The sequence below is a fragment of the Methylobacterium sp. genome, assembly GCF_019745455.1.
In the GTDB taxonomy this organism is placed as follows: domain Bacteria; phylum Pseudomonadota; class Alphaproteobacteria; order Rhizobiales; family Beijerinckiaceae; genus Methylobacterium.
Genome location: NZ_JAIETD010000075.1, coordinates 1 through 23,237 on the forward strand (window position 1 = coordinate 1; position 23,237 = coordinate 23,237).

At 64.8% G+C, this 23,237-nt stretch carries 22 protein-coding genes and 1 pseudogene; 7 read left to right on the forward strand and 16 right to left on the reverse strand.

Annotated elements, in window-relative coordinates; all coding sequences use genetic code 11:
- Positions 1–448: 2Fe-2S iron-sulfur cluster-binding protein (locus K2Y56_RS16165; RefSeq protein WP_292509606.1), on the forward strand; the 448-nt coding region annotated here is incomplete at its 5' end.
- Positions 449–474: 26 nt separating this feature from the next.
- Here the strand turns inward: K2Y56_RS16165 and K2Y56_RS16170 are convergent.
- Positions 475–1,122 carry a TetR/AcrR family transcriptional regulator gene (locus K2Y56_RS16170; protein ID WP_292509609.1) on the reverse strand — a complete coding sequence of 216 codons (648 nt, stop codon included), beginning with the start codon at positions 1,120–1,122 and terminating at the stop codon, positions 475–477.
- Between the two features lie 81 nt (positions 1,123–1,203).
- Between K2Y56_RS16170 and K2Y56_RS16175 the strand changes: the two genes are divergently transcribed.
- Positions 1,204–1,944: an SDR family oxidoreductase gene (locus tag K2Y56_RS16175; RefSeq protein WP_292509611.1), complete on the forward strand. Its 741-nt coding sequence runs from the start codon at positions 1,204–1,206 to the stop codon at positions 1,942–1,944.
- Between the two features lie 638 nt (positions 1,945–2,582).
- On the opposite strand, the gene K2Y56_RS16180 is transcribed toward K2Y56_RS16175, so the two are convergent.
- From K2Y56_RS16180 to K2Y56_RS16190, 4 genes are all read right to left on the reverse strand, one after another.
- Positions 2,583–3,041 (reverse strand): GNAT family N-acetyltransferase, encoded by a 459-nt coding sequence (locus tag K2Y56_RS16180; protein WP_292509614.1) that lies wholly within the window; start codon positions 3,039–3,041, stop codon positions 2,583–2,585.
- Positions 3,042–3,149: 108 nt separating this feature from the next.
- A complete protein-coding gene (locus tag K2Y56_RS26505) occupies positions 3,150–3,473 on the reverse strand; it encodes a DUF417 family protein (protein WP_366848953.1) in 324 nt (107 codons plus the stop codon).
- On the reverse strand, positions 3,412–3,624 hold the full coding sequence (locus K2Y56_RS16185; protein ID WP_292509617.1) for a hypothetical protein: 213 nt from the start codon (positions 3,622–3,624) through the stop codon (positions 3,412–3,414). The genes K2Y56_RS26505 and K2Y56_RS16185 overlap by 62 nt, the downstream gene beginning before the upstream one ends.
- A gap of 153 nt (positions 3,625–3,777) precedes the next feature.
- Positions 3,778–4,641, reverse strand: a complete 864-nt coding sequence (locus K2Y56_RS16190; RefSeq protein ID WP_292509675.1) for an alpha/beta hydrolase — start codon at positions 4,639–4,641, stop codon at positions 3,778–3,780.
- A gap of 270 nt (positions 4,642–4,911) precedes the next feature.
- Between K2Y56_RS16190 and K2Y56_RS16195 the strand changes: the two genes are divergently transcribed.
- Positions 4,912–5,832 (forward strand): LysR family transcriptional regulator, encoded by a 921-nt coding sequence (locus K2Y56_RS16195; protein ID WP_292509620.1) that lies wholly within the window; start codon positions 4,912–4,914, stop codon positions 5,830–5,832.
- A 302-nt stretch (positions 5,833–6,134) separates the two neighbouring features.
- Here the strand turns inward: K2Y56_RS16195 and K2Y56_RS16200 are convergent.
- Positions 6,135–6,383 (reverse strand): annotated as a pseudogene (locus tag K2Y56_RS16200) (IS110 family transposase); the annotation flags it as partial.
- Between the two features lie 375 nt (positions 6,384–6,758).
- Positions 6,759–7,355 carry a TetR/AcrR family transcriptional regulator gene (locus K2Y56_RS16205; protein WP_292509623.1) on the reverse strand — a complete coding sequence of 199 codons (597 nt, stop codon included), beginning with the start codon at positions 7,353–7,355 and terminating at the stop codon, positions 6,759–6,761.
- Positions 7,356–7,495: 140 nt separating this feature from the next.
- Here K2Y56_RS16205 and K2Y56_RS16210 point away from each other — a divergent pair, with 140 nt between their 5' ends.
- Complete coding sequence (locus K2Y56_RS16210; protein WP_292509626.1) at positions 7,496–7,921, forward strand: RidA family protein; 426 nt, start codon at positions 7,496–7,498, stop codon at positions 7,919–7,921.
- A 12-nt stretch (positions 7,922–7,933) separates the two neighbouring features.
- Here K2Y56_RS16210 and K2Y56_RS16215 read toward each other — a convergent pair whose 3' ends face one another.
- Entirely contained in the window at positions 7,934–8,533 is a 600-nt protein-coding gene (locus K2Y56_RS16215; protein WP_292509629.1) for a TetR/AcrR family transcriptional regulator, read from the reverse strand.
- Between the two features lie 88 nt (positions 8,534–8,621).
- Between K2Y56_RS16215 and K2Y56_RS16220 the strand changes: the two genes are divergently transcribed.
- Together K2Y56_RS16220 and K2Y56_RS16225 are read left to right on the forward strand one after the other, a co-directional pair.
- Positions 8,622–9,872, forward strand: a complete 1,251-nt coding sequence (locus tag K2Y56_RS16220; protein WP_292509632.1) for an efflux RND transporter periplasmic adaptor subunit — start codon at positions 8,622–8,624, stop codon at positions 9,870–9,872.
- Positions 9,873–9,983: 111 nt separating this feature from the next.
- On the forward strand, positions 9,984–13,178 hold the full coding sequence (locus K2Y56_RS16225; RefSeq protein ID WP_292509635.1) for a multidrug efflux RND transporter permease subunit: 3,195 nt from the start codon (positions 9,984–9,986) through the stop codon (positions 13,176–13,178).
- Positions 13,179–13,452: 274 nt separating this feature from the next.
- Here the strand turns inward: K2Y56_RS16225 and K2Y56_RS16230 are convergent, their stop codons facing one another.
- The 8 genes from K2Y56_RS16230 to K2Y56_RS16265 form a co-directional block, all read right to left on the reverse strand.
- Positions 13,453–13,821 carry a hypothetical protein gene (locus K2Y56_RS16230; RefSeq protein WP_292509638.1) on the reverse strand — a complete coding sequence of 123 codons (369 nt, stop codon included), beginning with the start codon at positions 13,819–13,821 and terminating at the stop codon, positions 13,453–13,455.
- Positions 13,822–13,832: 11 nt separating this feature from the next.
- Complete coding sequence (locus K2Y56_RS16235) at positions 13,833–15,188, reverse strand: molybdopterin-dependent oxidoreductase (protein ID WP_292509641.1); 1,356 nt, start codon at positions 15,186–15,188, stop codon at positions 13,833–13,835.
- Between the two features lie 84 nt (positions 15,189–15,272).
- Complete coding sequence (locus K2Y56_RS16240; protein ID WP_292509644.1) at positions 15,273–16,352, reverse strand: putative sulfate exporter family transporter; 1,080 nt, start codon at positions 16,350–16,352, stop codon at positions 15,273–15,275.
- 514 nt (positions 16,353–16,866) lie between these two features.
- Positions 16,867–17,667 carry a GntR family transcriptional regulator gene (locus tag K2Y56_RS16245; RefSeq protein WP_292509647.1) on the reverse strand — a complete coding sequence of 267 codons (801 nt, stop codon included), beginning with the start codon at positions 17,665–17,667 and terminating at the stop codon, positions 16,867–16,869.
- A 131-nt stretch (positions 17,668–17,798) separates the two neighbouring features.
- On the reverse strand, positions 17,799–18,788 hold the full coding sequence (locus K2Y56_RS16250; RefSeq protein ID WP_292509650.1) for an Ldh family oxidoreductase: 990 nt from the start codon (positions 18,786–18,788) through the stop codon (positions 17,799–17,801).
- A gap of 4 nt (positions 18,789–18,792) precedes the next feature.
- Positions 18,793–19,734 (reverse strand): hydroxyacid dehydrogenase, encoded by a 942-nt coding sequence (locus tag K2Y56_RS16255; protein WP_292509653.1) that lies wholly within the window; start codon positions 19,732–19,734, stop codon positions 18,793–18,795.
- A 69-nt stretch (positions 19,735–19,803) separates the two neighbouring features.
- On the reverse strand, positions 19,804–21,066 hold the full coding sequence (locus tag K2Y56_RS16260) for a UxaA family hydrolase (RefSeq protein ID WP_292509656.1): 1,263 nt from the start codon (positions 21,064–21,066) through the stop codon (positions 19,804–19,806).
- A 25-nt stretch (positions 21,067–21,091) separates the two neighbouring features.
- Positions 21,092–21,409, reverse strand: a complete 318-nt coding sequence (locus tag K2Y56_RS16265; RefSeq protein ID WP_292509658.1) for a UxaA family hydrolase — start codon at positions 21,407–21,409, stop codon at positions 21,092–21,094.
- A gap of 380 nt (positions 21,410–21,789) precedes the next feature.
- Here K2Y56_RS16265 and K2Y56_RS16270 point away from each other — a divergent pair, with 380 nt between their 5' ends.
- On the forward strand, positions 21,790–22,779 hold the full coding sequence (locus K2Y56_RS16270) for a tripartite tricarboxylate transporter substrate-binding protein (RefSeq protein ID WP_292509661.1): 990 nt from the start codon (positions 21,790–21,792) through the stop codon (positions 22,777–22,779).
- Positions 22,780–23,237 lie beyond the last annotated feature (458 nt).

Consider the following 23,237-nt stretch of genomic DNA (forward strand, 5'->3'; position numbering starts at 1 on the left):
GAATGGTGGCCGGCTTCGCCTCGGAACGACGGCCGGCTTCAAATCGGAATCCCCGGCCGGCTTCGTCGGAATACGCAGGCCGCAACGCCTTCTCGACACGGTACAAGAAGCATTGAAGACCGCGGGCTGGCCGGACGCGCAGGTCCATAGCGAGGTGTTCCAGGCCATTCTCGACGAGAACTTCAAGCCGGAGCCATTTGATGCACGCATCGCCTCGACGGGCGCCGTTCTGCACGTGCCGGCCGATCGCTCTCTACTCCAGGTCCTACGTGAGCATGGACTGGCAACCGCCTCTTCGTGCGAGCTCGGTGTCTGTGGAACTTGCACCTGCGGCTATCGGGATGGCGCGGTGATCCACCGTGATGTTGTCCTGCCGGTTGCCAAACGGCAGGATCGGATGACCCCTTGTGTGTCTAGGGCACGCGTAAGCGTCACTCTGGATCTCTGACTGGCGTATCGCTGCAGGATGCCCCCTCAGGTGCAAGCGTCCCATCTCAGCATCGCCACCTGAGCGACGCCCTCCAGCTCGGCCCGCGTCACCCCGTCGCGGGCCAGGATCGACATTCCGCTTTGGACGGTCTGCACGAAGCGGGCGAGTGCGTGAGTGTCGGTCGTGCCCGCAAGCTCGCCTTCGGACACTGCTTTGCTCAAGCACGCCTCTAGACGCTCCAACGTTACGGCACGAGCCGACCGCATCACGATGCCGAGTTCCGAACGACACTCGCCACCGACTGCCGCGAGCGTCACCATGCAACCAAGAGGATTGTCGGCGAGGGATCCGGTCAAGGCAGCGGCCGAGTCCATGAGATAGGACAGGACCGCCTCACGCGCCGTCCCCGCGGATCGGAACCCGCCCCAGACAAGCGCTTCGTAGGTCTCATTGTAGTGTTGCAAGGCTTCCGTGTAGAGGGCCTCTTTCGAGCCGTAGGCGGCGTAGAGGCTGGGCGATCCAATTCCCATTGCCTCTGTAAGATCGGCGATGGACGTCGCTTCATAGCCCTTGAGCCAGAACAGGCGGGTTGCCTGCGCGAGCGCGGCCTCGCGATCGAAAGCACGGGGGCGTCCGCGACCGCGGACCGGTCTCGTCGCGATGGATCCTGATGTCGGCACTGATTTTTGCATCGATTGATATATAAATGCCTTGACGCACATCACCAACACGCCTAGCCATTTCTGTGTCGAACGGTACAAAAAGGTACAGCGATGCAAGAACTGGCTGGAAAACGCGCTCTTGTCACAGGTGCTTCACGGGGAATTGGCGCCGCCATCGCCCTGGCTCTCGCCGACAGGGGAGCGGATGTCGCCATCACCTACGAGCGGTCAGCCGACCGCGCAGCCGAGGTGGTACGGGCCATCGAGGAGAGAGGCCGAATTGGGCTCGCCATTCAGGCCGACAGCGCCGCTGCCGCTGCCGTGAAGCGTTCGGTCAACGAAGCCGTTGAAAGGCTGGGCGGTCTCGACATCCTCGTCAACAACGCTGGCATCGCCCGCTACGGTGCAGTCGCGGAGATGGATCTCATCGACATCGATGCCCTCTTGAACGTGAACGTGCGATCGGTCGTACTGGCCTCACAGGCTGCCATCCCGCATCTCGGGCAAGGGGGCCGCATCATCTCGATCGGCTCGTGTCTGGCCGAGCGCGTCCCTTTTCCTGGTGTGACAGTGTACTCGATGACCAAGTCCGCGCTCCTTGCCTTCACACGGGGGCTGGCCCGCGAACTTGGGCCTCGCGACATCACCGCGAATCTCGTTCAGCCAGGAGGAACCGATACTGACATGAATCCGGCTGACGGTGCCCAGTCGGACGACATCCGCGGGCTCACGCCGCTTGGTCGATACGGCACGCCGGAAGACGTCGCGGCGGCTGTCGCATTCCTTGTAAGCCCCGCGGCACGGCAGATCACCGGCTCAGTCGTCACCGTCGACGGCGGCCTTAACGCCTGAGCGGGGATTGATTGCACGACGAGGATGAGTTCCAAAGACGAACCCGTCGTTGCCGGATCGTCTGTCTTTCGCGAAAGTTTAGCACTGCAGAACAAGTAAAACACTCTGGGGGCCAATCTCATCTGCGAATGCATCGGAGATTTTCGAGAGAGGCTGCTCACGACCGGATCAATGGTCAAAAGACCCTCAGCAGGATGTGGGTGAGGGCAAGTTGGTGCCGATCCTGGCCCGGCTCGCGGTGGAGCGCTCCAGCAATACAGCGTTCGAGTCGGAAACCCGGCAGTGCAGCTCCAAAGTCAAAGCCTTTCTCGAAGAGGCCTTTCTGTCGAGGCCTCTCTGGAGGCTGTTCGTTTCGGGACAAAGGCCTTTTGCTGATTCGACTGCCGAGGCACAGCGTCCGGTTCGGCCCACAGGGCGGCACTCTCCCGCAGAAATGCGATGACGGCTTCCGTCCGCCGCGGAACGTGGCGTTCGCGTCGCAGAACGGACTTGGGGGTGGTGCCGTCGCGCCGATGCGACCTGCGCGCCAATAAGGCCCTCAAGCGATGCCTTGGCCGAGCCTCGCCATCTCCCGAGCCGACACGGCATCGTCGGCGAACACGCGATCAGCCTACACCGCGTGCGTCATCTCTCACATTCTATTTGGGAGTCATCCTTCGAACCATAAAACAAGCTTCAGGCCCGTAACTCCCTAACTTCTCACGCAATGCCACATTGGCTTCGATCGTAAATCCATGACGCTGCCAAAATGACGTGGACCCATTGACTGCTACCAAGCTCATCAAGTCGAAGCCAGCTCCACGCGCGTGCTCCGTCATCTGTGTCACGACTGCATTTGCCGCCCCTGTACCGCGCGCAACGGGTAATAGCGCAAGATCGTGAAGGTAGTACGAGTCAGTCATCAAAGGGATACGAACGACACGCTCATTGAGTGTTGGAAGCGTACCGGATCGCCACGGATGGCTCACCAGATAACCGACCGCCCCTGCATCTCCTTCGAGAAGACGTAACCCGGGCGAGTAGAGTTGAAATCGCTCCGCAAATACGGCCAAGTCTTCGGGAAAGGAGGGATGAACCTGGTCCGCGATGGCTTTCACCGCGGGCAGATCCGTAGACCTCAGTTCACGCCAACGCAGGGGAGGATGCATGTGAGTCATCTTCGAACGCCATCTTTCACCTGCACGCTCACTGAATGCGAGAACGGGCTAGGCGCTACCCAAGCACAGTGATGCACAGGCCCAAGCGGGCAACATCCTTGAACAGAAACTGCCAAGCGCGTCGAGGAACGGGCAGCCGCCCGATCCGGCTTCCCAAATCGGAATAGCAAGCATTGTGGAACACGTGACGGCGAAGGTGGCCATGCCGAGCGCACCATCGAGTAGGGCGACGGACGGGAACCGGGGTGAAGCGAGGAGAAGGGCTGCGGTAATTACCTCGACTATCCCAAAGAGGCGGGCGGTCCCAGTCTCACCGAAGGCGCGGTAGAGCCAGGCGCCAAAGCGTTCTGTTGATGAGCGGCTCAAGCACATCAACCTCGATGGCTGTGAACTTGAGGATGCGGATCAGGAAAAGGGGAAGGATGACGCCAGGAAGAGCGATGGAGCGCCCGAGCGGGGCGAAGCGAGCGGCCGAGACGATGCGGTCGATGAGCACGATTGCGCCGTCTGTCGTGTGCCTCAAGCCCGGTAATGTCGAATTCTTCACCTCTGCAAAGGTGAATCGTGGTCCCACCCAGGGCATGGGCTTAGGGATGCGGCCCTATGAACCGCATTGGATGTGCTGTCGGCTCGAGGGTTTGGTCCGCTCTCGGGCACCTCGTGCGATCAGCAGCCCTCAGTTGCGCCCCAGCTTCCGTTCCAGAAAATCGCGCATCAGCCGCGCGACTTCGGCTGAGTGCGTCTCCAGCGCGAAGTGCCCGGTGTCGAGGAAGTGGATCTCCGCCTCTGACAGATCCCGCCGGTAGGCCTCGGCGCCTGGCGGGATGAAGAAGGGATCGTTCCGTCCCCAGACGGCGAGCAGCGGCGGCTGGTGCTTGCGGAAGTAGGCCTGAAACTTGGGGTAGAGCGCCACGTTGGTGCGATAGCTCAGGATCAGGTCGAGCTGGATCTCCTGGGCCTCGAGCCTTCGCATGAAGTGCTTGTCCAGCGTAAGTCCGTCGGGTGACACGAGGCCCGCTGGCGCGCCATGCTCGTACTGGTGGTGAATCGCGGCATCGGTGAGCGCGGCGCGGCAAGCCTCGCGGTTCGCCGCACTTGGCTCACGCCAATAGGCCTGCCATGGCTCCCACTCCTTGCTGAAGCCTTCGACATACGCGTTGCCATTCTGCGAGATGATGGCGCTGATCCGCTCGGGATGGCGCATGGCCAGCCGAAGTCCGGTCGGCGCGCCGTAGTCGAAGATGTAGAGGGCGTAGCGTGTCAGCCCCATCGCATCGACGAAGCCCTCGATTACCTCGGCAAGGCGGTCGAAGCTGTACTCGAACGTGCCGCGCCCGGGTGCCACCGTGTTGCCAAAACCCGGAAGGTCGGGAGCAATCACGCGGTAGCGGTCCGCCAGAAGCGGAATCAGATCGCGGAACATGTGCGATGAGGTCGGGAAGCCGTGCAGCAGGAGCAGCACCGGCGCATCGCGCGGGCCCGCCTCTCGGTAGAACACACTGACATCACCGACCTGCTTGGTGTCGTAATTGACCTGCATGGGACCATTCTTCCTTAAGTAATGAAGGCCGGTAGCGCGTTCATGCGAGGTGACCTGCACGGGCCATGTCGTGAGCGGCATCGCGGTCGAACCCAACCCGAGCGCTGCGAGGAGAGTGCGTCGCGTCGCGCCGTTCTTGCTCGCCGTCATGGTCACCGCTCCTCCGCGTCGTTCCCAAGGCAAAAGCTAGTACTTTGCGGGATCCGCAATAAGGCTGAATGATCGCAATGTTGAATTTCTGGATCTGAAACGATGGATCGGCTCGATGCCATGGCCGTGTTCGTGGCGGTCGTCGAGGCAGGCTCGCTCGCCGCAGCCGCGCGCAAGCTCGGCCACTCGCCGGCGACCGTCACGCGAGCGGTGGCGATGCTGGAGGAGCGCTTGGGCGAACGTCTGCTGCACCGCTCGACTCGAGCTCTGCGATTAACACAGCATGGCGAGCATCAAGTGGCCGTGTACCGCAGCATCCTGGCCGAACTCGCCGAAGCGGATAAAGGCGATGCGGCAGACCCCCGGATCATGGGCAGGATCATCCTGACCGCGCCGGAACTGTTCGGTCGCGCAATCCTGATGCCTGTCGTCGAGTCGTTCCTCGAGGAGCACGCCGGCGTTAGCACGCGCGTGCTCCTGCTCAACCGGATGGTGAGCCTGGTCGAGGAAGGCGTGGACGTCGCGGTGCGGCTCGCACCGCTGCCGGCCTCAGGCCTGATCGCCGTCAAGCTCGGTGAGATGCGCCGACTGCTCTGTGCCGCACCTCACTATCTCGCGCGTTCGGGCATGCCGAGCACGCCTGGCGCTCTTCACCAGCATTGTTGTATCGGCACCGAAGAAGGCACCGAGCGCGAGCAATGGCATTTCATCGAGCGTGCTTCGGGCCGCGATCGGCCGCTCTCGATGGCCATACGGCCACGCATCGCCCTCAACAGTGCGGGCGCGGCGATCGACGCGGCGGTCAGGGGCAATGGCATCTGCCGCGTCATGGCCTATCAGGTGGTCGAACACATCGATACCGGTCGCCTCATACCGCTCCTTCGCAACTTCGAACCGGCGCCGCTGCCAGTTCATCTTATCTTCCACCCCATCCCGCGACGGAACGCGGCCCTGCGCGCGTTCGTGGATCACGCGACGCCAAGATTGAGAGCAGCCGTCGCGAAAGTCTCAGAGAGCGCTGCACACTTCACAGCCGGTTGATCGAACGTCCGCTACAAGGCGAAGCGCCAGGGGCTTCCTCCCATCTGTGGACGCCCCCTGGAACGCAAGAGGCGTTTATTCTGTAGGCACGGTGTCGGTTGCGGCCATCTGTCCGGCCTCTGCTGCAGCCGGTGGCTACGGGCCTGTATGGGAGTTCGCGGACCGGAATCAAGTCACCCGAAGCGTACTCACAGGCACGGTGGAAAGCACTGGTTCTTCCCGCCCCGTCTCGCCGACTGTTGTGCCATACCCACCTTCGACTGACCTTTCGTCCCCGACAGCTTCTGACGCCGACCCCGGCTCTACGCCTTGGCCACCGCCGGACCTCGGTAGCTTCCGCCCGTCGCCACAAGGGCCCAGACGATGCGCGCCATGTTATTGGCCAGCGCCACCGTCACCAGCATGCGTGGCTTTCGCGCCAGCATCCGTTCCAGCCAAGATCCTTTAGGCGCTCAGCGCCAAGACGCCTGATGCACCACCGCGCTGCTGCCGATGATGAGGAGGCGTCGCAAAGTGCGCTCACCCATCTTCGAGATCGCGCCCAGCTTCTGGATGTACGCCCTGGCCGTCACCCTGGCGCGCGAACTCGCCCTCTGGGAGATCGAAACCTTGATCTTGGCGCCAGGCGCTTCCACCAGGCCTTTGAGGTCTGCCCTAATGCGGGCTTCAGCAGCCGGGTGCAGGAGGCTTTCGCTGACATCGTCCTGGAGGACGCCGATCCATCGCTCGTCGCGCGCCGTCGTTGCGATCGCCGCCGCACCTCTCGGCCGACGCCCCTTCTGCGTCGTGGTCGACCTGATGCAGGATGGGGCGGCCGTGGGCTGTGCCTTCACTGACCGGCTTCGGACCGAGATGCTGCAGCGGAGGAGGCTCGAAGCCTTGCTGTAGCCCGCTGTCCGGGCTGCCGCGTCCTGATGATCGCCGTCTCAGGCGCCGGTCCTGAGTAGGCCGGAGGCAAGGCAGCGAAACGCCTCGACCGCTTTGGCAAGGACGGTGCGCGGCTCGTCTGAGGCCGCGACCCACAGGGCCGCGTTGAGGGCGGCTCCGTTAATCAGCCGAGCGGCGGCCTCGGCGTCCATGGGGCGCACCGTCCCGCAATCGATCAGGACCTGGATCGTTGCCGTCGTGGTGCGCAGGCAGGCGCTCTGCCCCGGCCATTGCGAAGGATCGCCGAGCACGGCCGGGCCATCGCGCAACATGATCCGCTGGATCTCCGGCTCCAGGGCCAATTCGATGTAGGCGACACCTTCCGCCAGGAAGCCGAGCCAGGGCGTATCGGCTCCGTCCCGTGCGGCCGACGCCTTGGCCACCATCTCGGCGTCGAGTTGTTCGACCACCGCCGCGAGGAGACCCTTCTTGCCGCCGAAGTTGTGGTAGAGCGCCCCGCGCGTCAGCCCGGCCGCTTCAGTCAGGTCATCCATGGAGGCTCCCGCGTAACCCGACTCCGCGAACGCCATGCGCGCGGCCCGGATGAGCTTGGCGCGGGTCTCCTCCATCATTTGCGCCCGTCGACCAGCCGACATCGATCACTCCTCGCCCCATCCGTTCCGCATGCCAATTGACATACGTCGCGTATGCGATCACTTTCTCGCATACGGAGCGTATACGAATACGGCTTCGTCGTCCGGGCTGGATTCCAGTTCAAGCGGAGAAAAGGCAGACCATGGCCAAGCGCGATGCAATCTTCCCGGCCGGCCGGCAGGCCCTGTACGAAAAGCACCGCTACTCCGCGGCGATCCGCTCCGGCGACCTGCTCTTCGTCTCCGGACAAGTCGGCAGCCGCGAGGACGGTTCACCTGAGCCAGACTTCGCAAAGCAGGTCGAACTCGCCTTCGATCGGCTGAATGCGGTCCTGCACGCAGCGGGTGCCGGTTTCGACGACGTGGTCGACGTGACCACCTTCCATACCGACCCGGACAAGCAGTTCGAGACAGTAATGGCGGTGCGCGATCGCGCGATCGGTACACCGCCCTATCCCAACTGGACGGCGGTGGGCGTGACGTGGCTGGCCGGCTTCGATTTCGAGATCAAGGCCATCGCGCGCATCCCAAGCCAAACTGATGGAAGCAATGGTCACGCACCGCCTTGATCTTCCAACCGGTCAAGACTTTCCGCTTCCGGCGAAGGCGCCGAGCGAGACGCGAGCGACTTCGCGCAACGCCTCCCGGTTGGCGCCGGATGACGCGATGACGCCCATGCCGGAGGCCACCGTCGAGAGGAAGCGCGCCAGCGCCACCGGGTCCGCCTCATCCGGGAGGTCGCCGTCCGCCTTCGCCTGGACGAAGCGCCCGAGGAGTTCCGTCTCGGTCTGCGCCCGGCGGGATGCCAGCTCGAAGGGGATGTTCTCTGAACCGGCGCCGCAGGCGAGGCCGCCCTGGACCAGGAGGCACCCGGGCGGATAGGCCGGGTCGGTATGGCTCTCCGCAATGCTGCTCAGGAAACGCGCCGCCACGTCGCGCGCCGTCGGGCCGGCGAGCACGTAACGCATGTGCTCGGACCGCCGCAGCGCGTAGCGGTCGAGGGCGGCCTTGAGCAGACCCTCCTTGCTGCCGAAGGCCGCATAGAGGCTCGGCGCCTTGATGCCCATCGCCGTCGTCAGCATGGCGAGGCTCGCGCCGTCGTAGCCATGCCGCCAGAACACCTCCATCGCTTCGTCGAGGGCTCTGTCCATGTCGAAGGACCGGGGCCGCCCCATCACCATTGTCTGCTGGCTCCAACTTTTATATCGAGTGGTAGATAAGTCTCTTGACGTCCGGCGTCCACGCCGACATGTGTAGCAAACTATACAGATGTTGGAGCCGGCCGTGAACCCTGCGCCTCAATCTTCCCGAACCTTTTCTGGCCTCCGGCACAGCCTCGTGGCTGGCGTTGCCTTCGCCCTGCTGGCCGCCGCCGTTCAGGTTCTCCCATCACTGACGGCGCGTGGAACGAAGGCGGTCGCCGCCCCGGCAACGGCCGAGCAGGCGATGCCGGTCCCCGTCGCCACCGTCTCCCCGCGGGCTGTCGTGCTTTGGGACGAGTTCTCCGGCAGACTTGAAGCTGTCGAGCGAGTCGACGTCCGGGCGCGCGTCGGCGGCGCGATCCAGGCCACGCACTTCACTGAGGGCGAACTCGTCCGGCCCGGCGACCTGCTGGTGACCATCGACCCCGCGCCCTATGCCGCCGAGGTCCAGCGCCTGGAGGCGCAGGTTTCGGGCGCCGAGGCCCGTCTCGCCCTAACGTCGAGCGATCTCGAGCGCGGACAGCGGCTGTCGGACCAGCGCATCGTGACGGCGCGCGACCTCGACGTTCGCGCCAATGCGTTCAAGGAAGCCAAGGCGAGCCTCGATGCGGCCAAGGCGACGCTGGAAGCAGCACGGCTGAACCTCGGCTACACCGAGGTCCGGGCTGCCGTGGGCGGGCGCGTCGGGCGTCGCGAGATCACGCCCGGCAATCTCGTCGCTACCGGAGCGGGGGCCGCCGTGCTGACGACGCTCGTCTCGGTCGATCCCGTCTATGCGAGCTTCGACGTCGACGAGACCATCGTCCTCAAGGCACTGACGTCGCTCGCCGAGCCATCCGGGGAGCGCGGGAAACTCGACCGCATCCCGGTCGAGATGGTGACCGCCGATGGGGCTCGCGCCAGGGGCCATCTCAAGTTCATCGACAACAAGGTCGACGCGCGCAGCGGCACGATTCGCGTCCGCGCCACCTTCGCCAATCGTGACGGTCATCTCATTCCTGGCCAGTTCGCGCGCATGCGCCTCGGTCAGGCGGCGCCTGAGACGCTTCTGCTGGTGGACGAGCGATCCGTCGGAACGGACCAGGACAAGAAGTTCGTGCTCGTGGTGGGCGCCGATGACCGGGCCGAGTTCCGTGCCGTCACCCTCGGCCGCGCCGTGGACGGACTTCGGGTCGTGACTTCGGGCTTGGCCGGCGGCGAGCGCATCGTCGTCAACGGACTGCAGCGGGTCCGTCCCGGCACGCTCGTGCGTCCCGAGCCCGTCGCGATGGGGGCTCGGCCGCAGGATTCCGAACCGGGCAAGCTCGCCCAGCGCTGACGACGGCGCGAAGGTCGGCCGCCCCCTTCCCCGATCGACTTTCTCGTTGACGCCGGCCGTAACGCGGCCGGCCGGTCTCCACTCGACCGTTTCCGCCCTCAGGAGGGCGACATGAACCTCTCAAAGTTCTTCATCGACCGGCCGATCTTCGCGGGCGTGCTCTCGGTGCTCATCTTCATCATGGGCCTGATCTCGCTCTTTGCCATGCCGATCTCGGAATACCCGGACGTCGTGCCCCCCTCGGTGGTCGTCCGCGCGACCTTCCCGGGCGCCAATCCGAAGGTCATCGTCGAGACCGTGGCGACGCCGATTGAGGAGCAGATCAACGGCGTCGAGGGCATGCTCTACATGTCGAGCCAAGCCACGACCGACGGGATCATGACGCTGACCGTCACGTTCCGGCTCGGAACCGATCCCGACAAGGCTCAGCAGCTCGTCCAGAACCGCGTCTCCCAGGCCGAGCCGCGCCTGCCCGCGATCGTGCGCCAGCTCGGCATCGTCACGGTGAAGTCTTCGCCCGACCTGACCATGGTGGTGCACCTCGTCTCGCCGAACGGGCGCTACGACATGACCTACCTGCGCAATTACGCGGTGCTGAACATCAGGGACCGACTGGCTCGCCTCGACGGCGTCGGGCAGGTCCAGCTTTTCGGCTCCGGCGACTACTCGATGCGCATCTGGCTCGATCCGCAGAAGGTCGCGGAGCACGGCCTTTCCGCCGGCGACGTCGTCCGCGAGATCCAGGCCCAGAACGTCGAGGCGGCAGCGGGCGTCATCGGCGCGTCCCCCGCGATCCCAGGCCTCGACCTGCAATTGTCGCTCAATGCCGAGGGACGCCTGAACAGCGAGGAGCAGTTCGGCGACATCGTCGTGAAGACGGGCGCGGACGGTGAGATCACCCGCCTGCGCGACCTTGCTCGGATCGAACTCGGGGCGTCCGACTACGCCCTGCGCTCGCTCCTCGACAACAAGTCGGCCGTCGCGATTCCGATCTCCCAATCGCCCGGCTCAAACGCGATCCAGATCTCGGACGAGGTCCGCCGGACCATGGCCGAGATCAAGAAAAGCATGCCGGAAGGCGTGGATTACAAGATCGTCTACGACCCGACGCAGTTCGTGCGCTCCTCGATCGAGGCCGTCATCCATACGCTTCTGGAAGCCGTCGCCCTCGTCGTCCTCGTGGTGATCCTGTTCCTGCAGACCTGGCGGGCCTCAATCATCCCGCTCCTGGCGGTGCCCGTCTCCATCGTCGGCACCTTCGCGGTGATGCATGCCTTCGGCTTCTCGATCAACGCGCTGAGCCTGTTCGGCCTGGTGCTGGCCATCGGCATCGTTGTCGACGACGCGATCGTGGTGGTCGAGAACGTCGAGCGCAACATCGAGAGCGGGTTGTCGCCGCGGGACGCCAGTTATCAGGCCATGCAGGAGGTCTCGGGCCCCATCATCGCCATCGCGCTGGTGCTCGTCGCCGTCTTCGTACCCCTGGCCTTCATCAGCGGCCTGACGGGCCAGTTCTACAAGCAGTTCGCCCTCACCATCGCGATCTCGACGGTCATCTCGGCGATCAATTCACTCACTCTCTCGCCGGCCCTCTCCGCCCTCCTCCTGAAGGATCACAACGCCCCCAAGGACCGGCTGACCCGAATCCTCGACACGCTGCTCGGATGGTTCTTCCGCCGTTTCAACCGGGCCTTCGGCCAGGCCTCGAACGGGTACGGACGCGGCGTCGGCTTCGTCATCTCCCGCAAGGCGACGATGATGGTGCTCTACCTTGTGCTGGTGGGCCTGACCGTGGTGCTGTTCCGCCAGATCCCCAGCGGCTTCGTGCCGGGCCAGGACAAGCAGTACCTCGTCGGCTTTGCCCAGCTGCCCGACGGCGCGACCCTCGACCGGACGGAGGAGGTGATCCGCCGAATGAGCGAGATCGCCCTGAAGGAGCCTGGTGTCGAGAGCGCCGTCGCGTTCCCGGGCCTCTCGATCAACGGCTTCACCAACAGCTCGAATTCCGGGATCGTGTTCTCGACGCTGAAGCCGTTCGAGGAGCGCAAGGACCCCGCGCTGAACGGCGCCGCCATCGCGCAATCGCTCAACAAGAAGTACGCCGCGATCCCGGAAGCGTTCATCGCGATGTTCCCGCCGCCGCCCGTCAACGGCCTCGGGACAATCGGCGGATTCAAGCTTCAGATCGAGGATCGGGCCGGCCTCGGCTATGAGGCGCTCAACGATGCGACGAAGGCGTTCCTCGCCAAGGCGGCACAGGCGCCTGAACTCGCCGGCCTCTTCTCAAGCTTCCAGATGAACGTGCCGCAGCTCTTCGCCGACATCGACCGGACGAAAGCGCGCCAGCTCCGCATTCCGGTCACGGATGTCTTCGACACGCTGCAGATCTATCTCGGCTCGCTCTACGTCAACGACTTCAATAAGTTCGGCCGCACCTACTCCGTCCGCGTCCAGGCCGACGCGCCCTTCCGTGCTCGCTCGGATGACATTGGTCTCTTGAAGGTCCGCGCCGGGTCGGGCGAGATGGTGCCGCTCTCGGCCCTGCTCCGCGTCCGGCAGACCGCCGGTCCGGAGCGGGCGATGCGCTACAACGGCTTCCTGTCCGCCGACATCAACGCCGGCGCCGCACCCGGCTACTCATCGGGCCAGGCCCAGGCGGCGGCAGCGCGCATCGCGGCCGAGACCCTGCCGCGCGGCTTCGCCTTCGAGTGGACGGACTTGACCTATCAGGAGTTCATCGCCGGTAATTCCGGCCTATGGGTGTTTCCGCTCGCGCTGCTCCTGGTCTTCCTGGTGCTGGCTGCCCAATACGAGAGTCTCGCCCTTCCACTCGCCATCCTCCTGATCGTTCCGATGGGCCTGTTGGCCGCCATGTTTGGCGTCTGGATGTCCGCGGGCGACAACAACGTCTTCACGCAGATCGGCCTGATCGTGCTCGTCGGCCTCTCGGCCAAGAACGCCATCCTGATCGTGGAATTCGCCCGCGAACTGGAATTTGCCGGCCGAAGCCCGCTTCAGGCGGCGATCGAGGCGAGCCGTTTGCGGCTGCGTCCGATCCTGATGACCTCGATGGCCTTCATCATGGGCGTTCTGCCCCTGGTAACGGCCACCGGCGCCGGCTCTGAGATGCGCAGCGCCATGGGCGTCGCCGTATTCTCCGGCATGATCGGCGTCACCGCCTTCGGCCTTTTCCTGACGCCGGTGTTCTACGTCATGCTGCGCCGCCTCACCGGCAATCGCCCGCTCAAGCAGCATGGCGGCAGCGCACCCGTTGTGCGCCAGGAGCGGATCGCGGAGGCCGCGTAGGTTCCGCGGCTGGAGTTTTGATTTGCAAAGCCCGTATGGTCGCGACGCGACCAGCATGCGCAGCTCGACGACCGCTTTTGGGATCGATCGGTTTCGAGATCTACGACGAGAGGGAATCGGATGCGGAACGTCTGCCTCCGAACTAGCGGCCAAGCTCCGGATGCCACCGTCGTCACGACATGGCGCGGTGGTCAACGTGATTTAAGAGCCTGCCTTCACTCAACGGTGCGGGCCCTCTCCCCGGCAGAACGCGAACTCGACACGGCCGCGGTTGCTATTGCGGGGCGAACGGGTTCTGGAACCCGCCCGTGCGCGACGGCGCCTTGGGCGGGTGGGCGGTTGCCAGATAATCCAGGATCAAGGCCCTTTCAGTGCCCTGGATGTCAGGCATGTTCTGGCGCTCGATCATCCAGTTCAGGGTCTCGTCCCAGCGCTCCCGGCTCATGCCCTGGTTCGAGACAAGCCGGTAGGCGTGGCAGGCCGTGCACAACCCAAAGGTCTCCTCACGACCCGGATGTGCGGGCAGGTCCTCCACCGCCTGATCCTGCACGGCGCCGGCCGGTTCCTGCGCCTGGCTTCCTGTCGTCAGGGTAACGGCGCCACCGATCAGGACAGCGGCAAAGCCGGAGGTGAGACGCCCCATGCCAAGGCGCCTCATCCGACGAGCACCGCGACGCGGTGCAGGGCATTGCCCCCGTACCCTTGCGGGTTCCAATTCGCGGCAACGTGGGGCTGCGCCTTCCCGGCGCTGTCGGTCGCACGCACCCAAAGCTCGTAATAGCCATCAGACGGCAGCGGCACGCTCACGCTCCACCGGCTCCAATCGTATCGGTTGCGGGTCGGCGCAAGCTGCGTCGGAATCCAGGTCGCGCCAAAATCGATCGAGACGTCGACGCGTGAAACGGTGAGGTCCCCGGCCCAGGCGGCACCACGCATGGCCACGGCCCGGCTGCCGGCAGGCAGCCGTGCGCCGTTCGCCGGGCTTGTGACGATCGAGCGGACCGGCATCGATTCGAGAATTCGAAAGTCCGCTTCGTCGGCCTTGCCGCCCGGCACCATCGGCTTGTTCGGCACGCGGTAGGACGTGCCGGTCATGCCCTGGCCGTCGTGCTCGCGGTCGCGGATCGTGATCCGGGTCAGCCATTTGTGCGAGAGCGAGGCGGGCCACCCCGGCACGACGAGTCGCACCGGACCACCGTGGATGTTGGGCAATGGCTCGCCGTTCATGGCGAAGACGACGAGCCCGTGCTCCTCCATCGCCTTGGCGATCGGCATGCCGCGCGAGAGGGAATCCTTCTTTGCATCGCCGGAGAGGTGGGGGTCGGCACCATAATGGGCGGTGTATTTTGCCGTGTCCTTCAGGCCCGCGGCTTTCAGCACGTCGTCGAGGGGAACGCCCGTCCACTCGGCGCAGCCCGCGCCGCCATTGGTCCATGGGTTGCCGCGGGCCTGCGGCTGAAAGAACGAGCGGCCGTTGCCGCCGCATTCCAGCACCATACGGTAGGTCTTGGGGGTGAAGCGCGCCTTCAGCTCGCCGAGCGAGAGCTCGAGCCGCTGGTTCACCTCGCCGTCGACGAGGAACTTCCAACTCTCAGCATCGCCTGCGGGTTCGGGGATCAGGCCATTGGTGCGGATGAAGAACTTCGATAGGGGCGTCGTCTCCTCATCGAGCAGATGCTCGGGCGTCTCGGCGACCAGCGGGCGGTCGCCGAGCACGACGAGGCCCTTGTCCTTTCCGGGGAAGTCGAGAGGCTGCGGACCCTTCGTGGCAGGCGCCGGCACGGGTGGCGCTCCTTGGGCGTGGGCGGCGGGAAGAAGGCCGGCCGGCATGTCGCCTGCGAACGGGATCGCTGCGCCCACCGTGGCGCTCATCGCGGCAAGCCCAGCGCCGTTCAGGAAGCCGCGGCGGCTCGCGCCGGTGCGGCGGCCGTGCAAGAGGGCGTCCGCCCGTTCGTGGTCGTCGCTGTACAGTTCGTCGAGCGAACGTTCGATGCGGCCTTGCGTGTTCATTGCGCTTGTTCCTCCCTGAATGCGGCAATCGACCGAGCCGAGGCCCGTCCTGCTTTTTTTGGCGTCCTGCATTCGATGAGCCCCTCAGCTGATGGCGAGTCCCCGGATGAGGACGAGGCTGATGACGATCAGCACGGCGAGCGAGGCCGTCACCGCCAGGGTGACGCGGACACCGACTCGGGCGAGCACGCGGACATCCACGCCAAGACCGAGGGCGGCCATCGAGACGATCGTGAGGAATCCGGCGACCTGCCGGATCGGCTTGACGGCCACATCCGGGATCAGCCCCAGCGAGCGCAGCGCCGACAGCAGCAGGAAGCCCAGGATGAACCAGGGCACGAGCTTGGAAAGGCCGGGCCTCCGGGACTTCACCGCGGCGGCAGAGCCGTCCTGCGGAAGCCGGTGGCTGAGAAGTGAACACGCCACGACCACCGGCCCAAGCATGAGGACGCGGACGAGTTTGACCAATGTGCCGACCTGGGTACTCAGCACGCCTACCGGCACGGTCGCGGCAAGAACCTGCGGCACGGCGTAGACTGTCAATCCGGCGAGCACACCGTACTGGTGCTCGGTGAGTCCCGCGAGTGGAACGAACAGGGGCAGGCCGAGCACCACCAAGACGCCGAGCACGGCGGTGAAGGCGATCGCGGCCGCGACGTCCCGGGCCTGTGCGCCGATCACCGGCGCCACGGCGGCGATGGCGGAATTCCCACAAATGGCGTTTCCGCACGCGACGAGGATCGCCATTCGTACCGGCAGGCCGAGAAGCCGACAGATGCCGTAGCTCACTCCGATCGCTAGGATCACCGTAGCCATGATGCCAGTCAGCAGGGCCGGCCCAGACGCTGCGATCGCCCCGAGGCTGACCGAGGCACCGAGCAGAGTCACGGCGACTTCGAGAAGTTGCTTCGCGCTGAACGCGATGCCGACCCGAAACCGATCCCCCGGTTCCCAGGCCGTACGAACGGCGATGCCGACGAGGATGGCGACGACCAGCGCCTCGATATAGGGATGGCCGAAACTGCGCTCCTCCATGGCCTGCACACCAATCGCCAGGGCCGTGATGAACAGGCAGAGGATGATGCCCGGCAGAAGATGCAGGCCGCTGAGGATCGCCACTGCCCCCCGCTCGGAAGACTTCTCGATGGGGCGTATCGAGGTCATGCGGCTCTCGTCACGGCGTAGAACACGATTCTTCCACCTAACGCGTCGGAAGGAGAAGGCTTTTCCCTCAGCGTGAGAATCTTCGGAAGACGCGTCCATTGATCGTGAGGGGGCCAAACGCGACATTGCAGGATATGAAGACGCGCTCCGCCATGCCCTCGTCGACGTTCGATCCTTTTGGAGAACCGATCGAGTCCGTACGCCTCGAAATTGGCGAGCCTCGCCGGCGTGGTAACCGCTTGGCGGCCGTCGTGATGTTCTGGGCCGTTGCTCTGGTTTTGCTCGCTGGCCGTGTCTATGTCGGCGACCATGCAACTGCCCCTCAGGCAGCGAGCCAAACAGCGTCCACCGCTGAGCCGGTGGTCACCATCGCGCAGGCTTTGCCGCTTCGCTGAGCCGCGGGTCATTGTCTCCCTGCTTTCCTCGCTTCATCGCGCATCGCCGCGTCGTATCGCCCATACGGTCTCGCGGATTGTTCGGGTGGTAAGAGCTGATCGCGGCGGATGCCGTGGCCTCAACGCAGGACCGACAGGTAGTGCAGCTCCTCTGTGAGGCAGGTGGACAACCGCCATTCGACGGGGCGGTCTTCGAGATCGACGGCGACGCGGTCGATCTCGAGGGCAGGAGCGCCAGCGAGTACGTTGAGGAGACAGGCCTTGGCGCCAGGCAACAAGATCGCCTTCAGGCGCTCATTGGCCGTCGCGATCGTTATGCCGAATCGGGTCGCGTAAAGGCTGTAGAGGGTGTTCGGCAGCTCCATCTCGGCGATGCCGGGGAAAAGGGCTGTCGGAACCGAGATCGTCTCGACCACGCAAAGCCGGCCGTCGACGGATCGAAGACGCTCGATCCGTACCACCCGGGAGGCGCGCACGAGAGCCAAGCGATCCCGTTCATCGACGCTGGCCGCCACTTCCGCGATCGAGATCACGCGACTCTGGGGCGTTCCCGCCCCAGTCTCGTCTGGCCGCAACTTGAAGAAACGGAAAACGCTCTGCTTGTCATCGTGCTCGGCGACGAAGGTGCCGCGACCCTGCCGACGAACGAGGAGGCTGTCGGCGGTCAGCGCATCCAGTGCCTTGCGCACGGTGCCTTGACTGACACCGAGCTCAGCCGCCAAGTGGCCCTCGCTCGGCAAGATCTGTCCAGGCTGCCAGACGGCGTCGGCGAGGCGGCGCAGCAACGTGTCGTAGACCTGCCTGTAAAGGGGCCGAAAACCCACCCCGTCGGCACGTGCCGAACCGCCGTCCGAGCGTTCCATGTTGTGCCGACGCTGCTCACCGCTCAGGAGTCGGACGTCGAAAGGTGATCCCAGCACGTCGTCCCTCCCGTCAATAATGTCCTGTCGGCCTTCCAGCAAACCCACGATGGGCTGCCGCAGGGCGGGAGAGACGGGACGGATCGAAACGGCCCGGTCCGGCACGCCGCCCGATGGTTTCGCCTCCGGACTCAAAGCGCCTCGATCTCGACGACGAGCGGGTCCGGTATCGTCAATCCCTCTTCGGCGGCACGACGGCGAAGGGCCAAGCGGCGAGTGCCCGGCAGCCTTGCTCCATCCTGCGCTTCGATCGAACCCGCGAGCTCCGCAAAACGCGATGGCGCCTCGGTGTCGAACGCCTCGGCATCGATGGCGAGGATGAGTTGGCCTGTGCCCGGCGGTTCGCCCTCGGCGTCGAGGAACGAGGTTGCTTCGGCCGCGAAACGCCCGCCGGTCAGTCCGGCGGCGAGCAACTCGACCATGAGGGCGAGCGCCGTGCCCTTGGCCTCTCCCAACGGCACCATGGTGCCTCTCAGAGCCAGGGCCGGATCCGTGGTCGGGTTGCCGTCCGCATCGAGGGCCCAGCCCTCGGGGATCGCCTCGCCCCGCTGCTTGGCCGCCATGATCGGGCCACGCGCCACTTTCGAGAGCGAAAGGTCGATGACGATCGGTGGGCGCCCCGGCAATGGGCAGGCGAAGGCGATCGGATTGGTGCCGAAGACCGGTTTAGCCGCGCCCCAGGGTGCCATTGCGGCAGGCGTGTTGGCGAACAGGATCGCGACGACACCCCGCTCGGCAAGAGCTTCGACCGGTCGGCCGGCCGCGCCGCAATGATGCGAGCGGCGGATGCCGGCGACCGCCACGCCCTGGCTCTTCGCGATCGTCGGTAGCAGCTCTACTGCAGCATCGAGCGCCGGATAGGCGAAGCCGTGACCGGCGTCGATGCCAAGCAGGCCGGGCCGCGGGCGCTCGCAGGAAACGATGGCATGACCAGCGACTTTGCCGACGCGCACCTGCGCCGCGTAACCCGGGACTCGCGAAAGACCGTGGCCCTTGAGCCCGTCAGCCTCGGCGCCGACGAGGGCGCGGGCGACACTCGCGGCGGCCTCCTCTCCGGTGCCGCAGCGGACGAGGGCACCGACGGTGAGCGCCTGGGCGGCATCGAGGCTGAGGTTTGCCATGTCCTTAGCCTCCGCGCAGGTGGCGGCGTACCGCGCGTGCCGTCACTGCCGAAACGCGCACGTTCGACTCCTGCGTCACCCCCGCGATGTGCGGGGTCAGGATCAGGTTCGGCACGTTCATGAAGACGGCACCGGCGGCCGCATCGACGGGTTCGCGCACGTACACGTCGAGGGCCGCCCCGCCGAGACGGCGATCCCTCAGCGCTTCAGCCAGGGCCGCCTCGTCGACGACACCACCGCGGGCGGCGTTGATGAGGATGGCGCCCTCCGGCATCCGGGCGATCGCCTGGGCATCGACCATGCCCCGTGTCTCTGGCGTCAGCGGGACGTGCAGGGACAGCACGTCGCTTCTCGCGATGAGATCGTCGAGGGACGATCGCTCGACCTCGTACTCTTCAGGCCGCCATGCCGGATCGTCTACCGCCAGGAAAGGGTCGTAGGCGGACAGTCGCATCCCGAACGCGGCAGCGCGGCGAGCGGTCTCGCGGGCGATCGCACCGAAGCCGACGAGGCCGAGGCGCTTGCCCATGACCTCCCGGCCCATGAGGGCGTTGCGCGGCCACGCTCCGGCGGCGACCTCCGCTGTCGCCCCATAAGCCCCGCGCAGGAGCAGAAGCGCCGTCGCGATCACATATTCGGCCACCGCCACGTCGTTGGCTCCGGTAGCTGGATACACGGCTATGCCGCGGCTTTCGCAAGCCTCGACGTCGATGTTGTCAAGCCCGACGCCGAGACGGCCGACGACCTTGAGGTCACGCGCTCCGGCGAGCAGCGCACCGCGGAGCTGGGTCCTGTTCCGGACGATGACGGCGTCGGCACCCGCGACGGCGGCCGCCAGAGCGTCCGGACGTTCGACGAGAGAGGGGTCGTAGAGGGTGTCGAAGCCGGACAGCTCGTCGCGGATCGCGTCCTCGTCCATGAACTCACTGATGACGATCCTGGACATACGCCAATCCTCTTGGGCATTTGCGTCACCGCCAGCCACGCCCTACGGGCAGGGCCGGCGGTGCCGGATTCAGGCGCTGCGATAGAGCTTGGTCATCACGAACTCGCGGTGGCCGAGGGACTCGGCCGCCGTGAGCCGGCCATTGGCAGTGCGCACCACCATGTCGATCAGGGCGTCGCCGGCCTGCGGGATCGTCATCTCACGGGTCAGCACCCCCGAAACGTCGACGTCGATATGCTCGCCCATGGTGCGCACGGTACGCGGATTGCCGGTGATCTTGATGACGGGCACGATCGGGTTGCCGATCACGTTGCCCTGGCCCGTCGGAAACGTGTGGACCACGTAGCCAGCAGCCGCCATCAGCGTCACGCACTCGGCCGCCGCGGACGAGGTATCCATGTAGTAGAGGCCCGGACCTTTGGCAGGCGCTTCGGCCGGCTCGAGCGCGTCGATGTAGTGGCTGTCGTGGCCGATCTTTTCGAGATTCCCGAGCGCCTTCTCTTCGATCGTGCTGAGACCGCCGAGGATGTTGCCCTTGGTCGGCTGCGAGTCGGAGAGGTCGTCGGTCTTGTGAGCTTCGATCACGTCGTCCTGATAGGCCTTCCACATCTTGTACCACTTGTCGGCAACCTCGGGCGTCGCGGCGCGCTCGCGGCAGAGGTGCTCGGCACCGGTGATCTCGGAGGTCTCGCCGAAGACGCCGTAGATGCCCTGCGGGATCAGCTTGTCGTAGAGGTTGCCCACCGTGGGACAGGACGACAGGCCGGTCGTCGTGTCGGACTCGCCGCACTTGGTCGAGATCCAGAGATCCGAGATCGGGCATTCCTCCCGCGGCAACTCGGTCGCCCACTGGACGAAGCGCTTGGCCTGGTAGCTCGCCTTGGCAATCGTCGCGATATCGCCGTGGCCCTCGATGCCGAAGCCAACAACCGGCTTGCCGGTCTTGGCAATCCCCTCGACGATTCGGTTCGTCCATTGATCCTCGATGCCGATCACCACCACCGCGGCGACGTTCGGGTTCGAGCCGATACCAATGAGCGTGCGGAAGAAGACGTTCAGGTCCTCGCCGAATTGCAGCCGCCCGTAGGCGTGGGGCAAGGCCATCGTGCCCTTGATGGTATTGGCCACCGCTTCGCAGGCGGCATTGGAAAGGTCGTCGAGTGGCAGCAGCACGACGTGGTTGCGCACGCCGACGCGGCCGTTCTCCCGGCGCCAGCCCATGAAGGTAGCGCTCTTCGTGTCGGCCGAGGCGCGCGTCGCACCCAGCGCCGCAGTGGTGAACTGGTCTGGGGCTCCGCCGACCAAGGGGGAGGCCATCTCTTGGGACGTCATCGCGTTCTCTCCTGAAATCGGGCCGCTACCAGCGCTTGGTCTTGAGGTTCTGGACATGGACGTGCTCGCCACGAGCGACGTCCTTCACGATCTTGCCGATGTCCTGGCCGTACTTGATCGCCGTATCCCCGGCCTTGAGGTCGACGAGCGCCACCTTGTGGCCGATCGGAATGTCGTGGCGCACGTGAACTTCGAAGGTCGAGTCGTCCTCCGTAATCACCCCAAAGGCTGCGGTATCTGCACTCAATCCCTCGATCACGGCCACGGCGACGTTGTCACGCGGGCTGTGGGCGAGAAGGTGCGGCTTCGTCCTGTTCTCGCCGGGCGTGGCGTGACTGCTCATTCCAGGATTCCTCTATCAGCGCCGTCGCCTTCCCGAGACGACGAGTCTTATATAAGACATACAAATTTCGATGGTCAACTGCGTTGGAGGATGCCTCCCGTCCCGATCGACATAACGCCTTATCGTCTCTCATTGAACGATCATTGACCCCGCAGTCTTATGTAAGATATAAAAATGAGCTCTCATGCTGTTCGAGCAGATATGTCCATGACAGACGTGGCAGTGCTTCTCCACGGCTAGGTCGCCCATCTGCTTCTTCGGCAAGTGTTCCTCGGCAAGAGCGCGCGACGCTTGAGCAGCGCATCGGCTCGCTACGTGGCTGACGACCGGTGAGGCCCGGCAAGCTGCGTTTCTCCTGGCCTCGATCAAGGCAACGATCCATGCCGCCTTTTGCCCGTCACACCGCGCTTGTCGTAAGCGTCCTTACCGGCATTTTTCTTAGAGGTGCCGAGGCACAGACCTTTCCGACGAGACCGATCACCCTTGTCGTGCCGTTCGCGGCCGGAGGTCCTAGCGACACCATCGCTCGTCTGATCGCTCAATCGATGAGCAAGACGCTGAATGGCTCCGTTGTGATCGAAAACGTTGCCGGTGCCGGTGGCACGCTCGGCGCGGCGCGAGTCTCAAAAGCGGAGACCGACGGACATACCCTTCTCATTCATCACGTCGCTCTCCCAGCGGGGGCTTCGCTCTACAAGAACCTGTCCTACGACACCGCGACGGCGTTCGAGATGCTCGGCCTCATCAACGCTGGTCCCATGGTGCTGCTGGCTCGCAAGAACGATCCTGCGGCCGACGCACCCGCGCTGCTCGCGCGCCTGCGCGGCCAGGGCGGTGATGCAATGAAGTCCACCCTCGCTCATGCGGGCGTGGGTTCCAACTCCCATCTTTGTGGCCTGTTGCTCAGTCGAGCGCTCAAAGTATCTTTCACTCAGGTCGCCTATCGTGGCACGGGCCCCGCGATGAACGATCTCGTAAGCGGTCAAGTCGACCTCTTGTGCGACCAATCCACCACTGCCGTGCCCCAGGTCTCAAGCGGTACAGTGAAAGGCTTCGCCGTTACTTCTGGGAAACGTCTCGGCGTGCTCAAAGAGTTGCCAACTCTCATCGAGGCCGGACTTTCCGGATTTGAGTTCACAATTTGGCACGGCCTTTATGCCCCGGCTGGAACGCCGCAGCCAGTCATCGAAGCCCTGAACCGAGCTCTCGGCGTCGCCCTTGCCGATGCCCAGATCAGCGCCCGTTTCGCAGACGTCGGCACGAATTCATATCCGGAGGCTGAGCGGACACCGGAAGCTCATCGGGCGCTCTTTCAACGCGAGATGACAGTTTGGAAAGAGGTCATCACAGCAACGAGCGAAGACAAATAAGCTCGCGCAGATCCGGCGCTCGTCCTCGCACAATCATGGCGCTGTGGCGAAAGGTCGGCGCAGCAGCCCGAACGTGAAGGTCCTTCTTACCTTTCTGAGCAAAATCTTCGCGTCTTCAGCTCTGTGGGACGAGATACTCGACTCGCACATGACGCAAGCCCCCCCAGGTCCGGCCGCCGGCCCGGGGGGATGCGATGGAGCAATATGCGAGCCGATCGGCACCGCAGAGGCAATCGGCATTTCGCGCGCAAGCTGTACCTTTGATATATCCCGTATCAATATAGGTAGGCGGCCCCAGAGGATGTGGTTGCAGTACACAGGGACTGCGAGTCTCCCACCTTAATCATGTGCTCAAGTCCCGGCGCATCAACGCGACGGAAGATTGTCCGTTTTGCACTGAACTCGGAGAAATAAGCCACTTCCCTTCCGAGATGGCTTCAGGTCGTCATCGAAGAGTC